Genomic DNA, 18,655 nt, shown 5'->3' with positions numbered 1-18,655 from the left:
CCGCGGGTACGGCACCTGGAAGTATGCCGTCCGTGCCGGAATCCACCATGGCCTACCCCGCGCTCGCGGCGCGGCTGCTCGCGCTGCCGCCGTCCTGCGGTCCGGCGCGCCTGGTCGCGGTGGACGGCCCGAGCGGTGCGGGCAAGTCGACGTTCGCCGATCACCTGGCCGAGGTGCTGGTCGGTGCGCCCGTCATCCGGTCGGACGACTTCCGGGTTCCTTGGGATGCGGATCCGCTCACCTGGTGGGAGCCTCTGCGCGGGTCTGTACTCGGCCCGCTCTGCGACGGACGACCGGCCGTCCTGCGCCGTTATGACTGGCGCCATGACACCTACGGTCCGGAGGAGGCGATCCCGCCGCCGCCCGTCCTCATCGTCGAAGGCGTCGGCTCGGCCTGGGCCGGGTCGCCCGCCGCCTACCGCATCTGGCTGGACGCCCCCTTCGCTCTTCGCCGCGCCCGGGCCCTGGACCGTGACGGCCCCGAGCACGCCGACGCCTGGGAGCGCTGGGCCGATCACGAGTCCGCTCTGTTCGCCGCGGACGGGACGCGGTTCCGCTGCGATCTCCATGTCGACGGAACCACCTTCACGCCGTACCGCTTCACGATCGCCGAGCCATAGCGGATACCGAGTTCGGAGTTGGTGTTCGGTATTCGGTATTCGGTATTCGGTATTCGGTTAATTGTGGCGGGGGCGGCGCTGCGTACGGGGCCGCCCCTCCAAAGTCAAGGGCGCTTCGCGTCGCTTCGCGATGGCCTTCGGCCACCCTTGACTTTGGAGCCTCTGCGGCCCCTGAGTGCAGCTTTTCGTCGGGCAGGCTCCGCCTGCCCTCTGCCCGACGCGCCGCCCCCACCCGTCCAAGAGAGCGTCAGGAGCAGCCTCACCCGCGAAATCGTCGCCGAAGTCCCCCTAGTCCAATCTGGGAAAAATGAGCATTTAATGGTCGCAGCCGTTGGCGAGCATAATTTAGGACTTGAATTTTGACGGTTGAGATGCAATGGCATGTGCAGTGACGTACAATTCTTATATGGGTTCAGTTGCGGTCGATCTTGACGGGGCGTCCACCGTGGAATTGGTGAACGCCGCGTCCGCGATCGCCGCCGAACTCGCTCGTCGGGCCGCGCCCGAATCGGCGACCGCGTGCATGGAGCTCGCCGAAACCCTCGCCGCCGCCGGCGATATGAGCGAGGCGGCCCTGTCCGGCTTGATCGATGTGGTCGACCGTCGCAAGGAAGCACAGCGGTGGGGGTTCCCGTCCACCCGGACATGGTTGCGCTCGCGGCTGGGCATGCGCGAATCCCGCGCCAAGGAACGCCTGAACCTGGCGCGCCAACGGCACCGCCTCGCCGAGGTCATGGACCGCTTGGCCACCGGCGACCTCTCCCTCGGCTACGCATCCACCATCGCCGACTCCGTCGCCCGGCTCGACGACACTGACTGCCGGGAAGCGGAACAGATTCTGCTTGAGATGGTCGACAAGGACTGCTCCGCCGGAAAGGTCGCCTCCTTCGGCAAGCGGATCCGTGACGTCATCGCCGAGCGCGACGGCACCGAGCGCGCCGACCACGACACCCGGCGCGGCTACGAGCGGTCCTGGATCGACTCGACCCGTTCCCTGGACGGGGGCCGCTACATCAAGGGCTGGCTGAACGCCGAGGACGCCGCCGTCTGGGACGGCACGCTCGGGCCACTGGCCAAGCCCGCAGGCGCTGACGACCACCGCGACCTGTCCGAACGCACGGCGGCCGCGCTCGGCTCCGTGCTCTCGGGCGGCCACCGCGCCACGAAGGTCACCGTCATCTGCGACCTCGACACCCTCACCGGTGGCCAGGCCCCCGCGCGCCTCACCGACGGCACCCCGATCCCGGCCGCGCAGGCCCGCCGCATCGCCCTCAACGCAGGCGTTTCGCCGCTGCTGCTGGGACGGGGCCATACGCCCCTCTACCTCGGCCACAAGGTCCGATTCGCCACCGGCCCCCAACGCCAAGTCCTGGAGACCCGCTACCCGACGTGCGCGGTGCAGGGCTGCGAGGTCCCCGGAACATTGTGCGAGGTCGATCACGTGGACGGCTGGGCACTCGGCCGCAGCCCCACCGACATCGACAAACTCTCGCTGTGCTGCGGCTGGCACAACCGCTACAAACACACCAACCCGGACCGGCTCCGCATCACAACGGACGAAGAAGGCCGCTACATCTACCGCCTGCATCCACCCGGGACCGTCCAACCTGCGGAACCCGCCCACCACCCACCACCGTGGCTACAAGCTGCCTGAACATTCGCTCGCCCTACCCGGCGGGTTTACGCTCGCAGCCATGACTGGCGCAGACTACGTCGCGGTGAACAAGGCGCTCTGGGACGAGCGAGTTCCGATTCACGTTGCCAGCGACTTCTATGACGTCGCCGGATTCAAGGCCGGCGCCCAGACCCTGCGGGACTTCGAGTTGGCCGAAGTCGGGGACGTTACCGGCCTCCGACTGGTCCACCTGCAGTGCCATTTCGGCCTCGACACACTCTCCTGGGCTCGCCGAGGCGCCCACGTCACCGGCTTGGACTTCTCCGAGAAGGCCGTCGAAGCCGCCCGCACAGTGGCGGACGAGACGGGATTGGAAGCCCGCTTCGTCGTCGCCGACGTCTACGACGCGCCAACGGCCCTCGGCGACACCTATGACATCGTCTACACGGGGCTCGGCGCCCTGTGCTGGCTGCCCGACATCAACCGCTGGTCCCAGGTCGTCGCGTCCCTTCTGCGCCCAGGCGGGTTCGTCTACCTTGCGGAATTCCACCCCTTCGCCGACACCCTCGACGACGCGGAAGGCCGCACGCTCACCTACGACTACTTCGCCGAAGGACCCCAGATCTGGGACGAGCCGGACGCCGGCAGCTACGCCGACCCGCAGGCGTCCGTCCAGCACACCCGGTCAGTCGAGTTCGTCCACGGCCTAGGCGAGGTAGTAACGGCCCTGGCCGATTCGGGACTGCGCATCGAGTTCCTGCACGAGCACGAATACACGCTCTGGCGGCGGTTCTCCGTCCTGGAACGCCACGGCACCACCTACCGCCTCCCCGAAGGGCGCCCCGGCATCCCCCTGATGTACTCCCTCCGCGCCACCAGGGAGCCGGACGAAGCGGAACGGCTCGCCGCCCTGATGGCCGGCACGGGCCGCGCGGAAGAGGCGCAGGCCTGGCGAGCGCGGCCGGCGTCCCGCCCATGATGATCGACATGGAACCGCTGGAGCGTCGCCATGGGCGACGACGCCCCGCCCCACGCCCAGACCATCGACCTGCCGCCCGGAACGCCCCTGGCCGGCGTCATCGCGCGTCTCCTCCAACGGCACCTCCTTGCCACGATCGCCGGTGGGAAGACCACGTGCATCCGGCGGCCGGCCGTCCCCTGGCCGTGGTGGCCCGGCGGTGGGACGAGCCGCGCCTACGCCTCCTCATCGACCCGTCACGGCCGATCAGCTCGTTCGCCGGCGCGGGACATCGCGTCGCGCTGATGTTCCGCTGCTGGAGGCGGCGCGACCCCGGCCGCGTCTTCGTTGATCTCACCGCCGGCCGCGAGCCTGAGCGGTGAGGCTGATGAACCTGCACCGTCCGATGGCGAAGCGGGCCGCGGAGGCGGGCCTGGGGAACGTCCGGCGCCTGCACCGGCAGCATCGGGGCCGGCCCGACTGGACCGGCCTCGCTCCCTGGCTCCTGGGTTCCGCCATGGTGGCCGCCGTGGCCGCCGCCTTCGACTGGCGGTACGTGCTCCTGCTGCCCCCGCTGCTGGCGGCGGGGCTGGCCTGCTGGGCGCATCTGGCGCCGCCCGGACTGGACGGGCCGCGACGCTGGTTCGCCGTGTGCGATGACGGTCTGCTGGTGTGGTCGCGGGGGTCGGCGCCCATCGCGATCCCGTGGGGTTCGCTGACCACTCCCGAGTGGGGCGCGAGGTCGGTCCGGCGCCTCGTGTGGACGGACGGTACCGCTGAACGGTCCGTCCTCGTCGGCCCGGTGACCGCCGCAAGAGACCTGGGAAGGGCCGTGGAGCGCCGGGAGCCGGTGCGGGCGTCGCTTCGCCCCCGGCTGGCGGCCGGGGCGGTGGGCGCGGCGACACTGGCGCTCGTGCGGTGGATCGTGCAGCCGTGGCTGGTCCCCGCCGTCCTGGGCGAGCGGCCCGAGCGACTGCGGGACCTCGCCCGCCTGTGCTGGCGGCAGGACCGGCCCTTCGAGCGGGCGGCGGAGCACGGCGGGACGGGACCGCATCCACTGGTCCTCTTCCGCGACGGCATCGGCTCTTCCGAACCCGTGACCGCGGGCCGGGACGGGAAGCGGCCCGCACCGGACGAGGTGCAGCTGGTGGCGTGCAGCTACGAGGCGGGCCGAGTGTCGGACGAACCGATCCAGGTGTGCCCGTACGAGGGCGGTCTGCGCGTTGAGACCTACCAGGGCCGCCACCGGCTCGACGTCTACGAGGCGCGCACCGGCCGCCGGGTCGGCCGGCGGATGATGACGGGCCCGGCCGGCACGGACGAGTGCGCTCCCGTAAAGTTCGTCCGCGGCGAGCCGCCTTACGACGACGTCCTCCAAGACGAGACCGTCCCGTCGCTGAGCGACTACCGGACGGCACTGCGGCCCTTCATCCAGGGTCCTTGACCTAAGGCTCTCGGGGTGATTCAGCGGCCTCCGCCCGACGAGTCGGCCGCGGGCGGCGTCGCTCGTTCCGCCGGGCTCTGGGTGGACGAGGGGGCGGCTTCATGGGCGTCGACTTCGGCGGAGGTTGCGCCGTCGGCGAGGTGCGGGTAGCCGGGGCCCCGGTCGAAGAAGGGGACGGGACCGCGTTCGGCGCGTAGACGTGCGCGCAAAGTCGCCGTCGCCTCCTCGTCCACCGCGCCTTCTTCGAGGACTACGCCGTAGTCGTCGTGGGCGCCCTCCGGGGACACCTTGCCGTCGCGGACGTCGGCGGCCACCCGGGACGGGTCGCGGTTCAGCGGGTCGCCCCACCCGCCGCCGCCCGTGGTGCGGATGCGGATGGTCTGGCCGGCCTTGACCGGGTGGTCGTCCACCAGGCCGTCCATCTCCTCGCCGTCGATGTCCACGCGGAACGGGCTCCCCGCCCGGCCGCCGTTGACGCCCCAGCAGGACAGGATCGAGCGGTCGGCGATCGACATGTAGCGGGCGTCGCGGAGCATGCGGATGTGCTTGTCGTAGCCGAGGCCGCCGCGGTACTCCCCCGGGCCGCCGGAGTCCGCGGCGAGGCCGAGGCGCTCCACGATGAACGGCCAGCGGGCCTCGGCGAACTCGGCGGGGATGTTGCGGGAGTCGGGGACGACGTGGACGGTGTCCTCGCCGTCGGCGTAGTAGCGGCCGCCCGAGCCGCCGCCGAGGACCTCGCGCATCAGGTACGGGCCCCGGTCGTCCTCGCCGTGGACGCCGGTGTAGCGGATCGTCTCCTGGTCGGCGGGCATCCGGCCGTTCGTGGCCTTGGCCAGGACGCCGGCCAGGACGCCGAGCAGCCGCAGGATGACGAAGGTCCGGGCATTGGTCGGGGCCGGGAAGACCGGGGTGAGGAGGGTGCCCTTCTCCGGGAAGCGCATCTCGATGAGGGGGACGACGCCCTCGTTCACGTCCAGTTCGGCGGCCCGTTCGGGCGTGTCGGCCAGGTTGCGCAGGACGGGGGCCAGCCACTTCTTCAGGAAGACTCCGCCCGAGTAGTCGCCGGCATGGTTGATGGGGCCCTTGGCCTGGGGCGACGTGCCGGTGAAGTCGATGACGAGGGGGACGGCGGCCGCCTTGTCGACGGTGAGGGTGATGCGCTGGGCGTGCAGGCGGGGCGGGTCCACGCCGTCGTGCTCGGCGTAGTCCTCCCACACGAAGGTGCCGTCGGGGATCTTGGCGAGCAGTTCGCGGCGGAACGTCTCGGTGGTGCGGTCGATGATCGCGTCGAAGCACGCCTCGACGTCCGCGCGGCCGTAGCGGGCGAACAGGTCGCCGAGGCGGCGGGCGCCCATCAGGCAGGCGGAGCATTCGGCGTCGAGGTCGCCGGCGAGGGAGTCGGGCATCCGCGAGTTGCGGGTCATGATCGTCAGCGCGGCCTCGTTCGGGACGCCCCGGTCCCAGAGTCTGATCGGGGGGACCATCAGGCCCTCCTCGAACGCGCTGCGGGCGTGGCTCGGCATCGAGCCGGGGACGGCGCCGCCGATGTCGTCGTGGTGGCCGAACGCCTGGACGAACGCGACAACCTCGTCCTCGTGGAACACCGGGACGGTGACGCACAGGTCGGGAAGGTGTCCGATGCCGCCCTCCGACAGGTACACGTCGTTGTGGAAGAACACGTCGCCGGGACGCATGGTCTCCACGGGGAAGTCGCGCGCGACCGGCTGGACGAGCGCCGAGTAGGAGCGGCCGGTGAGCTTGCGGAGGCGGCGGTCGTGGATGCCCGCGCGGAAGTCGTGCGCGTCCCGGATCATCGGGGAGCGGGCCGTGCGGGCGATGGCCGTCTCGACCTCGCGCTCCACGGACGCGAGCGTCCCCTCGACGATCTCCAGCAGGATCGGGTCGATCATCGGGTCACCACCAGGTTTCCGTGGCCGTCGAGGGCGGCGGTGAAGCCGGGGTGGAGCGGGAGCGTCGAGCCGAACTCCTCGATGACCGCCGGGCCCTCGACGGTGTCGCCGGGGGCGAGTGCCTCGCGCCGGTAGATCGCCGTCTCCTCCCACGCGTCGAAGTAGACCGGGCGGGTGCCGGTCCGGGCGCGGGACGGGTCGCCGTCGCCCGCCGGACGTTCGGCCAGGCGCGGGCGGTCGATCGGGCCGATCCCGGAGACCCGCAGGTTCACCCATTCGACCGGATGGCGCGGATCGTCCCGGTAGCAGTAGCCGTAGAGGGCCTCGTGGGCGTCGTGGAACCGGCGGACGGCCTCGGCGCGGAACGCCTCGTCCGGCGGTCCGGCGGGCGCGGGCACCCGCACCTCGAACGCCTGGCCGCAGTAGCGCAGGTCGGCGGAGCGGGCGAAGCGGCGGCGATCGGCCGGGAAGCCCTCGCGGGCCAGGGCCTCGGCCGCCTCGGACTCGAGGTCGGCGTAGACGGCGTCCAGGAGGGCGGGGTCCAGTTCGGCGTCGCGGACGACCCGCGTCCGGACGTAGTCGTTCTTCACGTCCACCGTGAGCAGGCCGAACGCCGACAGGTTGCCGGGGTTCTCCGGGACGACGGCGGCGGGCAGGCCGAGGACGTCGAGCAGCCGGCACGCCAGCAGCGGCCCCGAGCCGCCGAACGCGACCAGCGGGTAGTCGCGGACGTCCAGGCCCCGCTTCACCGTGATCTGCCGGATCGCGTTGGCCTGGTTCCACGCGGAGATCTCCAGGATCCCGGCGGCCGCGCGTTCGAGCGGCAGGCCGAGGTCACCGGCGAGGGCCGCGAGGCCGCGCCGGGCGGCGTCCGCGTCCAGGGGCACTTCGCCGCCGAGCAGGTGCGGCGGGATCCGGCCGAGGACGGCGTGCGCGTCGGTCACCGTGGCCTCGGTGCCGCCGCGCCCGTAGCAGAGCGGGCCGGGGTCGGCGCCGGCGCTGCGCGGCCCGACCTTCAGCGCGCCCTCGGGCGACCGCCACGCGACCGAGCCGCCGCCCGCGCCGACCGTCACGATGTCGATCATCGGGATCTTGACCGGATGGCGGCCGATCGAGCCCTCGGTCGTCAGCGTCGGCTCGCCGTCCAGGACGACCGCGACGTCCGTGGACGTCCCGCCGCCGTCGAGGGTCACGACCGAGCCGTGGCCGCTGTGCGCGACGACGAACGCCGCACCGAGCGCGCCCGCCGCCGGGCCCGACAGCACGGTCGTGATCGGCTGCCGCGCGACCTCGTCCGCCGACAGCACGCCGCCGTTGCTCTTCATCACCAGCAGCGGGGACGCGACCCGCTCGGCGATGCGCGCCAGGTAGCCGTTCATGGCGGGTTTCACGGCGGCGTCCACGAGCGTGGTCACCGACCGCTCGTACTCGCGGTACTCGCGCAGCACCTCGCACGACAGCGACACGACGGCGTCCGGGTGCTCGCGGCGCAGCACCTCCCGCATCGCCAGCTCGTGCGACGGGTCGGCGTAGGAGTGCAGGAGGCACACCCCGATCGCGAGGACGCCCCGGTCGCGGAACCAGCGGGCCGCCGCGACCGCCGACGCCTCGTCGAACGGGCGGATCTCGGCGCCGGTGTGGTCGAGCCGCCCGCCGACCGCCCGCACCCGGTGCACCGGGACGATCCGGGGCGGCTTCACCCAGAAGTAGCTGTTGCCGTAGCCGTCCGGGACGCTCTGCCGCGCGATCTCCAGGATCGACTCGAAGCCCTCGGTCGTGACGAGGCCGAGGTCGTCGATCCGGTCTTCGAGGAGCCGGTTCGTCGCGACGGTGGTGCCGTGCGACAGCGCCGCGACGTCCTCCGGTTCCGCGCCGAGCAGGCCGAGCACCTTGCCGACGCCGTTCGCGAAGCCCTCCGCCGGGTCGGCGGGGGTCGAGGGCGTCTTGGTGGTGACGAGCGCGCCGCGCTCGTCCAGCGCGACGACGTCGGTGAACGTCCCGCCCGTGTCGATCCCGATCCGCAGCCGCCTCGCCATGATGAAGGGTCTACCGGACGGCGCCCGCCCGCGGAACCGTCGCAATCTGCCAACGGGCGGGTCGTTCTTTCGTGCAGGCGCGTGGGGCTAGGCTGGTCCCTTTCCCATCGCACGTGCCATCACGACGACATAGCTGGAGCCCTTCCATGGCGCTTGAACGCCCCGAGATCGACTTCCCCGAGGGACAGCCGCCGGAGTACCTCGACATCACCGACATCACCGAGGGCGACGGCCCCGAGGCCGCCAAGGGCTCGACCGTGTCGATGCACTACGTGGGCGTGTCGTGGTCCACCGGCGAGGAGTTCGACGCGTCCTGGAACCGCGGCTCCACGCTCGACTTCCAGCTCGGCGCCGGCCGCGTCATCAAGGGCTGGGACATGGGCATCGTCGGCATGAAGGTCGGCGGCCGCCGCAAGCTCGTCATCCCGCCGCACCTGGCCTACGGCGACCGCAGCCCGAGCCCGGCGATCAAGCCGGGCGAGACGCTGATCTTCGTCGTCGACCTCGTCGCGGTCGGCTGACCCGGCGGGGCGCACCGAGCACAACGGCGGGCGATCCGGGGGGTGAGAACCCGCCCGGATGCCCGCCGCATCCGTGTCCGGGGCCGGCTCAGCGCGGCCGGCGGGAGCGGCGGCCGAGCAGGTAGCCGAGGGCGACGCCGGCGAGCGCGACCGCGCCGCCGGAGGCGAACGCCGCGGCCATCGGCCATGCCACCGACGGCCGGTCCGGTGCCGCGGCGGCGCGCCCCGGGTAGACCGCGCCGCCGCCCGCCCGCCCGGCGGGTGCGGCCGCCGCGGGTTCCGCGAGCGGCGCCGGTCCGGCGGCGGGCGCGCACAGGTCGCGTTCGACGGCGGCGAAGAACTCGCCCGCGGTGCGCTTGGCGACGCTGCCGAGCATCCGCTGCCCGACCCCGCCGACCATGCCGCCGACGACCGCGTCCGCGTCGTAGTCGATGCGGGTCGCGCCGCCGCCGTCCGACAGCCGGACGCGGACGGTCGCGTCGACCGTGCCCGGCGCGCCCTGCCCCCGCGCCTTCAGCACGAACGAGCGCGGCGGGTCGGGTTCGGCGAGTTCCACCTGCCCCACGTAGGTGCCCTGGATCGAGGCGACGCCCGCGGTGACCGTCATCCGGTAGGTGCCCGGTCCCGTCTCCTCCAGGGAGCGGCATCCCGGGATCGTCCTGGCGAGGACGGCCGGGTCCTGGAGGGCGTCCCAGACGCGGTCGAGCGGCGCCGCGACGCCGGCACTGCCGTTCAGCTGCATGACCCGACTGTAGAGAACGCCGCCGCCGCGCCGAACGGCAACATCTGCCGAGTACACGCCGAGGATTGGGCAGATGCACCTCGGAGACCCCGCTGAAATGGTCAGATATGTCCGGAGGTTCCGGTCGAGTGCGAACCCCGGCCCCGGCCGGTGCGTCAACCGATGCGGAACACGGAGACCCCCACCGAACGGAGTACACGGCCGATGCGAGGGAAGACGCCCTGGATCGCCATGGTTGCCGCCGGCGTGTTCGGCGCGGCGGCGGGCGGCTGGCCCGTCGTGACGGCGCAGGCCGGCGATTCGGGCCCGTCCATGGCGACGCAGCTCGCCTCGGTGCTCGGCGACCAGAAGTGGGCGACGCCGAAGCCCGGCTCCTGGACGATGCCGAAGCCGGCCGCCAACGGCCTGCCCGCGGTCATCAGCCGCATCGAGACCCAGGACCGCGTCGTCTTCCTCACGATCGACGACGGCTACACCTACGACTCGGAGTTCGTGGACCTGGTCCGCAAGGAGAAGGTCCCGATCCTGACGTTCCTGACCTCGACCTACATCAAGGGCCAGGGGCAGTACTTCTGGGCGATGCGCAACGCGGGCTCGCCGATGGAGAACCACACCATCGACCACCCCAACATGGCGACGCTCGCCGCCGAGGCGCAGAAGAAGCAGATCTGCGGGGCCTCGGACGCCATCCAGACCCAGTACGGCCGCCGGCCCGAGATCTTCCGGCCGCCGTTCGGCAGCTACAACCAGACGACCCTGCAGGTCGCCAAGGAGTGCGGCATCAAGTCGGTGCTGCTGTGGTCGGCGGAGTTCTACAACGGCACGTCCGGCCCCGGCGTCGGCTACAACGGGTTCGCGCGCGGCGACGGCGGCAAGGGGTTCAAGCCCGGCGACATCATCCTCATGCACTACCGCAAGGGGCTCGCCGGGGAGCTCAAGATGATCCTCGGCTGGATCAGGCAGGCCGGGTTCCGGCCCGCGGCCGTGGAGAACTACCTGCCGACGTCGCTCGGCGGGAACGCCCCCGACACGCCCGCGCACGGCTGATTCCCGACCTTCCCGGAGGAATCCCGGTTACGGCGAAGGCCGGGGCAGGGCTCGACTAGGGTCAACTCGCTGGCGGGGTTGAGGTCCCCCGCAACCCGAGCCGACCCCGCCAGCACAGACCTCTCCGGCCACCCGGCGGGCCGCCTCAGCCGGTGCGGGCGTCCTCCCGGACCCGCAGGGACGGGTCGCCCGCCGCCCGCTCCCGGAGGGTGTGGAGCGCGTCCGGGGAGAGCGGCATCGCGTCGACGCGGACGCCCTCCGCGTCCTCCACGGCCGAGGCGATCACCGCCGACACCGGGATGACGCCCGCCTCCCCCGCGCCCTTGATGCCGAGCGGGTTCAGCGGCGACGGCGTCTCCAGGTGGTCGGTCTCGATGTGCGGGATCTCCGTCGCGTACGGCATGAGGAAGTCCATGAACGACGCGTTGAGCAACTGGCCCGACTCGTCGTAGACCATCCGCTCGTACAGGGCGCCGCCGACGCCCTGCGCGACGCCGCCGTGGATCTGCCCCTCCACGACCATCGGGTTGATGAGCCGCCCGCAGTCGTGGACGACGGCGTAGCGGAGGATAGCGATCTCGGCCGTGTCCGGGTCGACCTCGACGATCGCGGCGTGCGCGCCGGCGGCGAACGTCGACCGGACCGGCGAGTAGTAGTCGCGCCCCTCCAGGCCCGGCTCGTCGCCGGTGGCGACCGGCGGCTCGGTCACCGGGCCGCCCACCGCGAACTGCGTCGCCGCCGCGGCCTCCTCGTCGAAGGCGTACCGCAGCGGGTTCGACAGGACCGCGACCGTCCGCAGCGGGACGGCCGCCGCCCGGTCGCCCCGCACGTGGACGACGCCGTCGGTGATGTCCAGGTCGTCCGGGTCGGCCTCCAGGGCCTCCCCGGCGATGCGCAGCGCCTTGGCGCGGACCTTCCGGCTGGCGAGCGCGATCGCGTTGCCGCTCATCACGGCGGCGCGGGACGCGAACGTCCCGACCGCGTACCCGAACCTGCGGGTGTCGCCGGTCGTGACGTGGACGTCCTCGATCGGGACGCCGAGCTCGGCGGCGGCGATCTGCGCGAACACCGTCTCGTGGCCCTGGCCCTGCGAGGTCAGCCCGGTCGACACGTGCACGCGCCCGGCGGTGTCGATCTCGACGTGCCCGCCCTCGTACGGGCCGACCCCCGTGCCCTCGACGTAGACGCCGAGGCCGATGCCGATGCGGCGGCCCCTGGACGCGGCGGCGGCGCGCTCGGCCTCGAACCCGTCCCAGCCGATCAGCTCCCTGGCCCTGCCGAGCAGCTCGGGGTAGTCGCCCGAGTCGTAGATGAGCGGGCGGCCGTCCTGGAAGGTGAGGCCCTGGTCGTAGGGGAACTCGTCGGGCTGGATGAAGTTCGCGGCGCGCACGCCGGCGCGGTCGAGGCCGAGGTGGCGGGCGATGCGGTCCATCGTCCGCTCCATGCAGAACACGCCCTGCGGCCGGCCCGCGCCCCGGTACGGGGTGACGATGAGCGTGTTGGTGTAGAGGCTCGTCACCTCCGCCCGGTACGCGCCGATCTTGTAGGGGCCGAGGAGCTGGGTGGACGTGACGATCGGGATGATGATCCCGTACGGGGTGTAGGCGCCGTGGTCGTGCCGGATCCGGACGTCGAGGCCGAGGACGCGGCCGTCGCCGTCGAACCCGACCCGGACGTCCTGGAGCTGGCCGCGCTCGTGGGCGGCGGACACGAAGTGCTCGCGGCGGTCCTCGGTCCACTTGATCTCGCGGTCCAGCAGCCGCGCCGCCCACGGGACGAGGATCTCCTCCGGCCACGGGTGGACGATCTTCACGCCGAACCCGCCGCCGACGTCCGGCGCGATCACCTCGACCTTGCCGTTCGGCAGCCCGAGCCGCGCGGCGATCGCGGCGCGCACGCTGGTGGACGCCTGCGTCGAGGAGTACACCCGCAACGACCCGTCGTCGGCGTCCCAGCGCGCGTAGACGCCGCGCCCCTCCAGCGGCATGGACGCGCTGCGCTCGATGGACAGGCCGAACTCCAGCACGTGCGGCGCCGCCGCGATCGCGGCGCGCGCGTCCCCGTTCTCCTGGACGAGGACGGCGCCGACGTTGCCGGGCACGTCGTCGTGGACGAGGTGGTCCGCGCGCGCCGCCGCCTCGATGCCGACGACGGCGGGCAGCGGCTCGTACTCGACGCGGATGCGCTCGGCGGCGTCCTCGGCCAGGTAGCGGTCGCGGGCGACGACCATCGCGACGGGCTCGCCGACGTGCCGGACGACGTCGCGGGCCAGCGGGTACCCGGTGCGGCCGTGCGTCAGCGCGGGGTGCGGGATGAGCAGCGGCAGCGGCTCCCCGATCCGGCCGGGGAGGTCCTCGTGGGTGTAGACGGCGACGAGGCCGTCGACGTCGAGCGCCCCGGACACGTCGATGTCGGCGATCCGGGCGTGCGCGTGCGGGGACCGGACGAACGCGGCGGCGAGCGCGTCCCGCCCGAGGTCGTCGAGGTAGCGGCCCCGGCCGGTGGTGAGCCGCTCGTCCTCCCGCCGCTCGACCCGTTCCCCGAAGACGCGCGTGCCCATCTACGACTCCTCGGCGAGCAGGTCGGCGGCGCGGTGCACCGACGCGACGATGTTCTGGTAGCCGGTGCAGCGGCACAGGTTCCCGGAGATGCCCTCCAGGACCTGGTCCTCGGTGGGGCGCGGCGTCTCCCGCAGCAGGGCCGTGACCGTGCAGAGGAAACCGGGCGTGCAGAACCCGCATTGCAGGCCGTGGCATTCGCGGAAGGCGCGCTGCACCGGCGACGGCGTGCCGTCCTCGGCGGCGAGCCCCTCGACGGTGGTGACCTCGTGGCCGGCGGCGGTGACGGCGAACATCAGGCACGAGCGCACCGGCTCCCCGTCCAGCAGGACGGTGCAGCAGCCGCAGACGCCGTGCTCGCAGCCGACGTGCGTGCCGGTGAGCCCGAGATCGTGCCGGAGCAGGTCCGACAGCAGCCGCCTGGCCGGGACGCGGGCGGTGCGGTGCGTCCCGTTGACGGTCAGCGCGACCTCGAAGCTCTCCTCCATCAGTCCTCCGCCTTCCGCAGCGCCTCGGCCGCCGCCGTGCGCAGCGCGCGCTCGGTGAGCACGCCGGTCAGGTGCCGCCGGTACGCGACGCCGGCATGGATGTCGGGTTCGGGGTCGATCCGGTCGCGGACGTGCGCGGCGGCGGCCGCCCAGTCGCCGTTCGGGCCGGCCGCCCCGGTGAGGTCGAGGACGAGCGGGGTCGCGGCGATGCCCAGGTACCCGGCGCGGGCCGCCGCCACCCGCAGGTCCTCGTCGAGGGTGACGACGGCGGCGACCCCGGCGAGCGCGTAGTCGCCGTGCCGCCGGGCCGTCTCGGTGAACGCGGTGCCGGTGCGCGGCGGCGCCGCCGGGAAGAACGCGGACACGGCCAGCTCGCCGGGCGCCAGCGCCGACTCCAGGGGCCCGGTGAAGAACGCGGCGGCCGGGATCGTGCGGCGCCCCGCCGCCGACGCGGCCTCGACCGTCCCGCCGAGGACGGCGAGCACGGCGGGCAGTTCGGCGGCGGGGTCGGCGTGCGCGAGGCTGCCGACGACCGTCCCCCGGTTCCGGATGACGGGGTGCGCGACGTGCCGCAGCGCCCGCCCGAGCAGCGGCTGGACGGCCGCCGCCTCCGCCGACCGCTCGACCCGCGCGTGCCGGGCGAGCGCGCCCACCCGGACGCCCTCGTCCCCGGCGTGGAGGGTGTCCAGTTCGCCGATCCGGTTGATGTCGACCAGGTCGGACGGCGCGGCGAGGCGCATGTTCAGCAGCGGGATGAGGCTCTGCCCGCCCGCGAGCACCTTGCCGCCCGGCGCGGCGGCGAGCGCGTCGAGCGCCTCGCCGACCGTGCCGGGGGCGTGGTAGCCGAACGGGGGCGGCTTCACGCGTCAGCCCGCATCCGTGTTCGGGGCCTTGTCCGGTGCCGGGCGGACCGGCCCGCCGATCTCCTCCTCGGCCGGGGCGATGACGCCGCCGCCGTAGTCCTCCGGTCTGCGCAGCACGTTCAGGACGTGGTAGCCGAGCAGGACGGCGATGGTGCCGAGCGCGATGCCCTGCAGCGGGAAGTCGTCGGTGACCTGGAGCGTCACGTTCCCGATCGCCAGGATGATCGCGGCGGCGACCGGGACGAGGTTGACCGGGTCGGCGAAGTCGACCCGGTTCTCGATCCAGATCTTCGCGCCGAGCAGCCCGATCATCCCGTAGAGGACGACGGTGATGCCGCCGAGCACGCCGCCCGGCGTCGCGGCGACGAGCGCGCCGAACTTCGGGCACAGGCCGAACAGGATCGCCACGATCGCGGCGACGTAGTAGGCGGCGGTCGAGTAGATCCGGGTGGCGGCCATGACGCCGATGTTCTCGGCGTAGGTGGTGGTCGGCGAGCCGCCGACCGCGCTGGCGAGGGTGGTGCCGATGCCGTCGGCGGTGATCGCGCGGCCGAGGACGGGGTTCAGGTCCTCCCCGGTCATCGCCGAGACGGCCTTGACGTGCCCGGTGTTCTCCGCGATCAGCGCGATGACCGCGGGCAGCGCCAGCAGGATCGCCGAGGTCTTGAAGTCGGGCCCGTGCAGGCTCGGGAACCCGAACCAGTCGGCGGCCTTCACGCCCGCGAAGTCGACCCGCTCGTGCGGGAACGCGGTGGCGACGCAGTACGCGCCCTCCGCCGTGCAGGACCTGCCCGCGCCGTCCAGCAGGTTCTGGCCGGGGAGGACTGACGTGATCCGGCCCGCGGTGTTGTCGAGAATCCACGAGAGGACGAAGCCGAAGACCAGCGCCAGCAGGATCGTGATGCGCGCCCAGAACCCGCGCAGCAGCACCGCGCAGAGCACGGCGAAGCCGAGCGTGGCGAGCGCGACCCACTGGTCCTGCGGCCAGTAGACGGTCGCGACGACGGGCGCGAGGTTGAACCCGATGAGCATGACCACCGCGCCGGTCACCACGGGCGGGAACACCCGGTGGATGACCTCGGCGCCGGCGACGTGGATGAGCACGCCGATCAGCGCGAGCACGGCGCCGGAGACGAGGATCGCGCCGGTCACGGTCGCGCTGTCGCCGCCCGCGGCGCGGATCGCCGCGACCGCGCCGACGAACGAGGCGCTGGTGCCGAGGTAGCTCGGCACCCGGCCGCCGACGATCAGCAGGAACAGGATCGTGGCGACCCCGGACATCATGATCGCGAGGTTCGGGTCCAGGCCCATGACGATCGGGAACACGAACGTCGCGCCGAACATCGCCACCACGTGCTGGGCGCCGATCCCGGCGGTGCGCGGCCACGACAGCCGCTCGTCCGGGCGGACGACCTCCCCTGGCGGCGGCGTCCGTCCGTCACCGTGCAGCTTCCAGCCGATCGCCATAGGGGTTCCTCCTGCTCAGCCGACCGCGTTCATGCGGGCAAGGTAGATCTACCCTCGCAGGCGGGCATCGGCGACATCTGCCAAACCCCCGCCGCGCCGGTTGGGAGCACCGGCCGGTGTGAGCCATCTTGCACTACGCTCAGATACCGCGCATGCGCAGTACGTGCAGGGCGAGGGTGAGGTTGAGCCGGAGATGCGCGTCCTCGGTGAAGGCGCCGAGCATCCGCTCCAGCTTCCCGATGCGGTAGCGGAGCGTGTTGTAGTGGAAGTGGAGCCGGCGGGCCGTCTCGGCGACGTTGAGGTTGGTCTCCAGCAGCACCTGCAGGGTGCGGCGCAGGTCGACCAGCTCCGGCTCGTCGTCGGCGGCGAGGTCGCCGAGCGTCTCCCGGACGAACGCGTGCAGTTCCCCCGGATCCGACACCAGGCTGAGCAGCCGGTACACGCCGAGCTGGTCGAAGTGGGCGCGCGCGCCGGCGCCGTTGAGCTGGCGGCCGACCCGGACGGCCTTCACCGCCTGCTCGTACGCCTCGGGCAGCGCCGCCGGGGACGCCACCGTCCGGCTGACGCCGGTGGAGAACGTCCGCCGCACCGGCAGGTGCTCGGCGAAGATCGACGACGCCTCCTTCATCATCGCCTGCACCGGCCCGGCCGCCCACTCGGCGGGGTCGTCGCCGTCGGCGCCGACGACCGCGACGACCTCGTGCGCGAAGCTCGCGACCGCCGCGCCCCGGTCGTGCCGGCGGACGGCCGTCGTCCACGCCGCGGCGAGCCGCTCCTGCGCGGTCCGCTCCTCGGCGCCGCGGCCCCGGCCGTCGGGGTCGGGCGCCTTCGCGCGGCCCTTGCCGTCGGGTTCGGCGCCGCGCGGGCGGCCGTCCAGTTCGGCGACGACCACCATCATCGGGCGGTCCAGGTCCCAGCCGAACCCGCCGCAGTGCGCGACGACGCGGTCGTCGCCGCCGGCGCGCCCGGCGAGGATGTCGCGCAGGAAGTCGGCGCGGTACTTGCTCTCCACCGCCGCGACCGCCTGCTGCTTGGTCACCACGAGCGCGGCGACAGTCGCGGCGCGCTCCAGGATGCCGAGGTCGGTGCCGCGCAGCGTGCCGGCGGGGCTGAACGCGACGATCCGGCCGTGGTCGAAGCCGCCCGCCATCACCGGCACGACCAGGTGGTCGCCGGTGCCGTGCGCGCCGATGACGCCGCAGCCGCCGCGCCCGCAGGCCGCGTGCCGGCCCGCGTCGAACGCGCGCATCGCCTGGACGTGCTCGTCGGGCCCGGCGCCGGCGAGCACGCGCTGCTCGCCGTCCAGCACCACGACCGCGACGTCCAGCAGGGTCGCGACCTCGTCCACGACCTCCTGGAGGCCGCCGCCGCACAGCACGATCTGCACGAGCGCCCGGTGCACCTCCTCGGTGCGGGCGAGGACGGCCGCCTGCCGGTTCAGGATGTCGGTGAGGACCTGGTTCAGGATGTCGTCGAAGCCGACGTCGTTCGGGAGCAGGATCAGGGGGAAGCCGCGCCGGTCCGCCTGCGCGATCATCTCGGCGGGCAGCACGTCCAGGTAGCGGCCGAGCTTGATGGCGAGCGCCGCGAGGCCGCGCTCGTCGAGGTCGGCGACCAGGTTGTCGAGGGACTGGGGGGTGTTGCGCAGGGGGTATCCGGTGGTGAGGAGCAGCTCGTTCGGTTTGACCCACGACAGGATGTCGGGGACCTCCATCACGTTGAGCCGCTGGACGACGCGCTCGAGTCCGGCGCGGCCGGCGATGAGGCGGGCGCCGTTCAGGGTGCTGACGCCGAGGACCTCGCCCACCGACAGGCCGTAGGTCAGTGTTCCGGTACTCGCGAGCCGGAGGGCCGGTGGGCCCGGGTCCGCAGTGGTGTAGCTCATGCCAGGGGTCACCTCGCTTTTGGTGCGTACATCGTCCGTGACGATGTGATCGCTACCGGTTCCTGATCAAAAATGACAACAAAGACGAACGATGACAACCATCCTTGGCAGCTTTCTCCATACGTCCGGTGCGGGGGCCGTTCTACCGTCGTCGCGGAGGCCGGGCCTCCCGCGCGCCGCGGGCGGCCACCGACACCGGTCTCGGGAGGATCCGTGACCGCACTCGTCCGCGACCCGATCCCGCTCCAGGCCCGGCCGCGGCGGCGGCCGCCCGCCGCCGGGGCCGCGAGCCTCGCGCTGCGGCCGCTGCTGGACCCGCCGGGCCGCGCGGCCCGCGTCATCGCGGTGTTCCCGTCGGCGCTGTACCTGGAGATGCGGGGCGGCCCCGAGCCGCGCGTGCTCGCCGTCGTCACCTCCGACGCCGGGCGGCTGCCCAACGCGGTGGTGGTCGTCGCGACGCGCCGCGAGCACCCGTTCCGGTCGGTCCGGGAGGGCGGGGAC

General features: G+C 72.9%; 15 protein-coding genes and 1 pseudogene. 8 read left to right on the top strand and 8 right to left on the bottom strand.

What is annotated here, in order from left to right; genetic code table 11:
- Nucleotides 1-23: 23 nt before the first annotated feature.
- The 5 genes from E1284_RS19620 to E1284_RS19600 all read left to right on the top strand — a co-directional run bounded on the left by E1284_RS19620 (nt 24) and on the right by E1284_RS19600 (nt 4,637).
- Nucleotides 24-620: a uridine kinase family protein gene (locus E1284_RS19620; RefSeq protein ID WP_424923492.1), complete on the top strand. Its 597-nt coding sequence runs from the start codon at nt 24-26 to the stop codon at nt 618-620.
- 406 nt (nt 621-1,026) lie between these two features.
- Entirely contained in the window at nt 1,027-2,274 is a 1,248-nt protein-coding gene (locus E1284_RS19615) for an HNH endonuclease signature motif containing protein (protein ID WP_165965339.1), read from the top strand.
- Between the two features lie 40 nt (nt 2,275-2,314).
- Complete coding sequence (locus tag E1284_RS19610) at nt 2,315-3,214, top strand: class I SAM-dependent methyltransferase (protein WP_131940949.1); 900 nt, start codon at nt 2,315-2,317, stop codon at nt 3,212-3,214.
- Nucleotides 3,215-3,369: 155 nt separating this feature from the next.
- Complete coding sequence (locus tag E1284_RS19605; RefSeq protein ID WP_131940947.1) at nt 3,370-3,576, top strand: hypothetical protein; 207 nt, start codon at nt 3,370-3,372, stop codon at nt 3,574-3,576.
- A gap of 5 nt (nt 3,577-3,581) precedes the next feature.
- Complete coding sequence (locus tag E1284_RS19600) at nt 3,582-4,637, top strand: hypothetical protein (RefSeq protein ID WP_131940945.1); 1,056 nt, start codon at nt 3,582-3,584, stop codon at nt 4,635-4,637.
- A gap of 20 nt (nt 4,638-4,657) precedes the next feature.
- Here the strand turns inward: E1284_RS19600 and E1284_RS19595 are convergent, their stop codons facing one another.
- Together E1284_RS19595 and E1284_RS19590 are read right to left on the bottom strand one after the other, a co-directional pair.
- The gene (locus tag E1284_RS19595) at nt 4,658-6,547 is read right to left on the bottom strand and encodes a hydantoinase B/oxoprolinase family protein (protein WP_131940943.1); all 1,890 of its coding nucleotides are present in this window, start codon (nt 6,545-6,547) and stop codon (nt 4,658-4,660) included.
- On the bottom strand, nt 6,544-8,583 hold the full coding sequence (locus E1284_RS19590; protein ID WP_131940941.1) for a hydantoinase/oxoprolinase family protein: 2,040 nt from the start codon (nt 8,581-8,583) through the stop codon (nt 6,544-6,546). Before E1284_RS19590 ends, E1284_RS19595 begins: the two co-directional genes overlap by 4 nt.
- Nucleotides 8,584-8,729: 146 nt before the next feature.
- On the opposite strand from E1284_RS19590, the gene E1284_RS19585 reads away from it, so the two are divergent.
- Nucleotides 8,730-9,104, top strand: coding sequence for an FKBP-type peptidyl-prolyl cis-trans isomerase (locus tag E1284_RS19585; protein WP_131940939.1), 375 nt, complete (start codon nt 8,730-8,732; stop codon nt 9,102-9,104).
- Nucleotides 9,105-9,192: 88 nt separating this feature from the next.
- Here E1284_RS19585 and E1284_RS19580 read toward each other — a convergent pair whose 3' ends face one another.
- A complete protein-coding gene (locus E1284_RS19580; protein ID WP_131940937.1) occupies nt 9,193-9,846 on the bottom strand; it encodes an SRPBCC family protein in 654 nt (217 codons plus the stop codon).
- A gap of 204 nt (nt 9,847-10,050) precedes the next feature.
- Between E1284_RS19580 and E1284_RS19575 the strand changes: the two genes are divergently transcribed.
- Nucleotides 10,051-10,893 (top strand): polysaccharide deacetylase family protein, encoded by an 843-nt coding sequence (locus tag E1284_RS19575; protein WP_131940935.1) that lies wholly within the window; start codon nt 10,051-10,053, stop codon nt 10,891-10,893.
- Between the two features lie 145 nt (nt 10,894-11,038).
- Here E1284_RS19575 and cutA read toward each other — a convergent pair whose 3' ends face one another.
- The 5 genes from cutA to E1284_RS19550 form a co-directional block, all read right to left on the bottom strand.
- Nucleotides 11,039-13,453: an aerobic carbon-monoxide dehydrogenase large subunit gene (gene cutA, locus E1284_RS19570; protein WP_131940933.1), complete on the bottom strand. Its 2,415-nt coding sequence runs from the start codon at nt 13,451-13,453 to the stop codon at nt 11,039-11,041.
- Nucleotides 13,454-13,939: a (2Fe-2S)-binding protein gene (locus tag E1284_RS19565; protein ID WP_131940931.1), complete on the bottom strand. Its 486-nt coding sequence runs from the start codon at nt 13,937-13,939 to the stop codon at nt 13,454-13,456.
- Complete coding sequence (locus E1284_RS19560; protein ID WP_131940929.1) at nt 13,939-14,802, bottom strand: FAD binding domain-containing protein; 864 nt, start codon at nt 14,800-14,802, stop codon at nt 13,939-13,941. Before E1284_RS19560 ends, E1284_RS19565 begins: the two co-directional genes overlap by 1 nt.
- 3 nt (nt 14,803-14,805) lie before the next feature.
- Nucleotides 14,806-16,269: a uracil-xanthine permease family protein gene (locus E1284_RS19555; RefSeq protein WP_131940927.1), complete on the bottom strand. Its 1,464-nt coding sequence runs from the start codon at nt 16,267-16,269 to the stop codon at nt 14,806-14,808.
- A gap of 139 nt (nt 16,270-16,408) precedes the next feature.
- Nucleotides 16,409-18,154: a PucR family transcriptional regulator gene (locus E1284_RS19550; RefSeq protein ID WP_131940925.1), complete on the bottom strand. Its 1,746-nt coding sequence runs from the start codon at nt 18,152-18,154 to the stop codon at nt 16,409-16,411.
- Nucleotides 18,155-18,367: 213 nt separating this feature from the next.
- Between E1284_RS19550 and E1284_RS19545 the strand changes: the two are divergent.
- Nucleotides 18,368-18,655 (top strand): annotated as a pseudogene (locus E1284_RS19545) (oxamate carbamoyltransferase subunit AllH family protein); the annotation flags it as partial.

It is taken from the genome of Actinomadura bangladeshensis (genome assembly GCF_004348335.1).
In the GTDB taxonomy this organism is placed as follows: Bacteria; Actinomycetota; Actinomycetes; order Streptosporangiales; family Streptosporangiaceae; genus Spirillospora; species Spirillospora bangladeshensis.
This window is presented reverse-complemented; position numbering and strand designations above follow the sequence as displayed.

Bases quoted from the DNA above. Each gene is read 5' to 3' on its own strand.
- E1284_RS19620 (WP_424923492.1), top strand. From the start codon at position 24: ATGCCGTCCGTGCCGGAATCCACCATGGCCTACCCCGCGCTCGCGGCG.
- E1284_RS19615 (WP_165965339.1), top strand. From the start codon at position 1,027: ATGGGTTCAGTTGCGGTCGATCTTGACGGGGCGTCCACCGTGGAATTG.
- E1284_RS19610 (WP_131940949.1), top strand. From the start codon at position 2,315: ATGACTGGCGCAGACTACGTCGCGGTGAACAAGGCGCTCTGGGACGAG.
- E1284_RS19600 (WP_131940945.1), top strand. From the start codon at position 3,582: ATGAACCTGCACCGTCCGATGGCGAAGCGGGCCGCGGAGGCGGGCCTG.
- E1284_RS19595 (WP_131940943.1), bottom strand. From the start codon at position 6,547: ATGATCGACCCGATCCTGCTGGAGATCGTCGAGGGGACGCTCGCGTCC.
- E1284_RS19590 (WP_131940941.1), bottom strand. From the start codon at position 8,583: ATGGCGAGGCGGCTGCGGATCGGGATCGACACGGGCGGGACGTTCACC.
- E1284_RS19585 (WP_131940939.1), top strand. From the start codon at position 8,730: ATGGCGCTTGAACGCCCCGAGATCGACTTCCCCGAGGGACAGCCGCCG.
- E1284_RS19580 (WP_131940937.1), bottom strand. From the start codon at position 9,846: ATGCAGCTGAACGGCAGTGCCGGCGTCGCGGCGCCGCTCGACCGCGTC.
- E1284_RS19575 (WP_131940935.1), top strand. From the start codon at position 10,051: ATGCGAGGGAAGACGCCCTGGATCGCCATGGTTGCCGCCGGCGTGTTC.
- cutA (WP_131940933.1), bottom strand. From the start codon at position 13,453: ATGGGCACGCGCGTCTTCGGGGAACGGGTCGAGCGGCGGGAGGACGAG.
- E1284_RS19565 (WP_131940931.1), bottom strand. From the start codon at position 13,939: ATGGAGGAGAGCTTCGAGGTCGCGCTGACCGTCAACGGGACGCACCGC.
- E1284_RS19555 (WP_131940927.1), bottom strand. From the start codon at position 16,269: ATGGCGATCGGCTGGAAGCTGCACGGTGACGGACGGACGCCGCCGCCA.
- E1284_RS19550 (WP_131940925.1), bottom strand. From the start codon at position 18,154: ATGAGCTACACCACTGCGGACCCGGGCCCACCGGCCCTCCGGCTCGCG.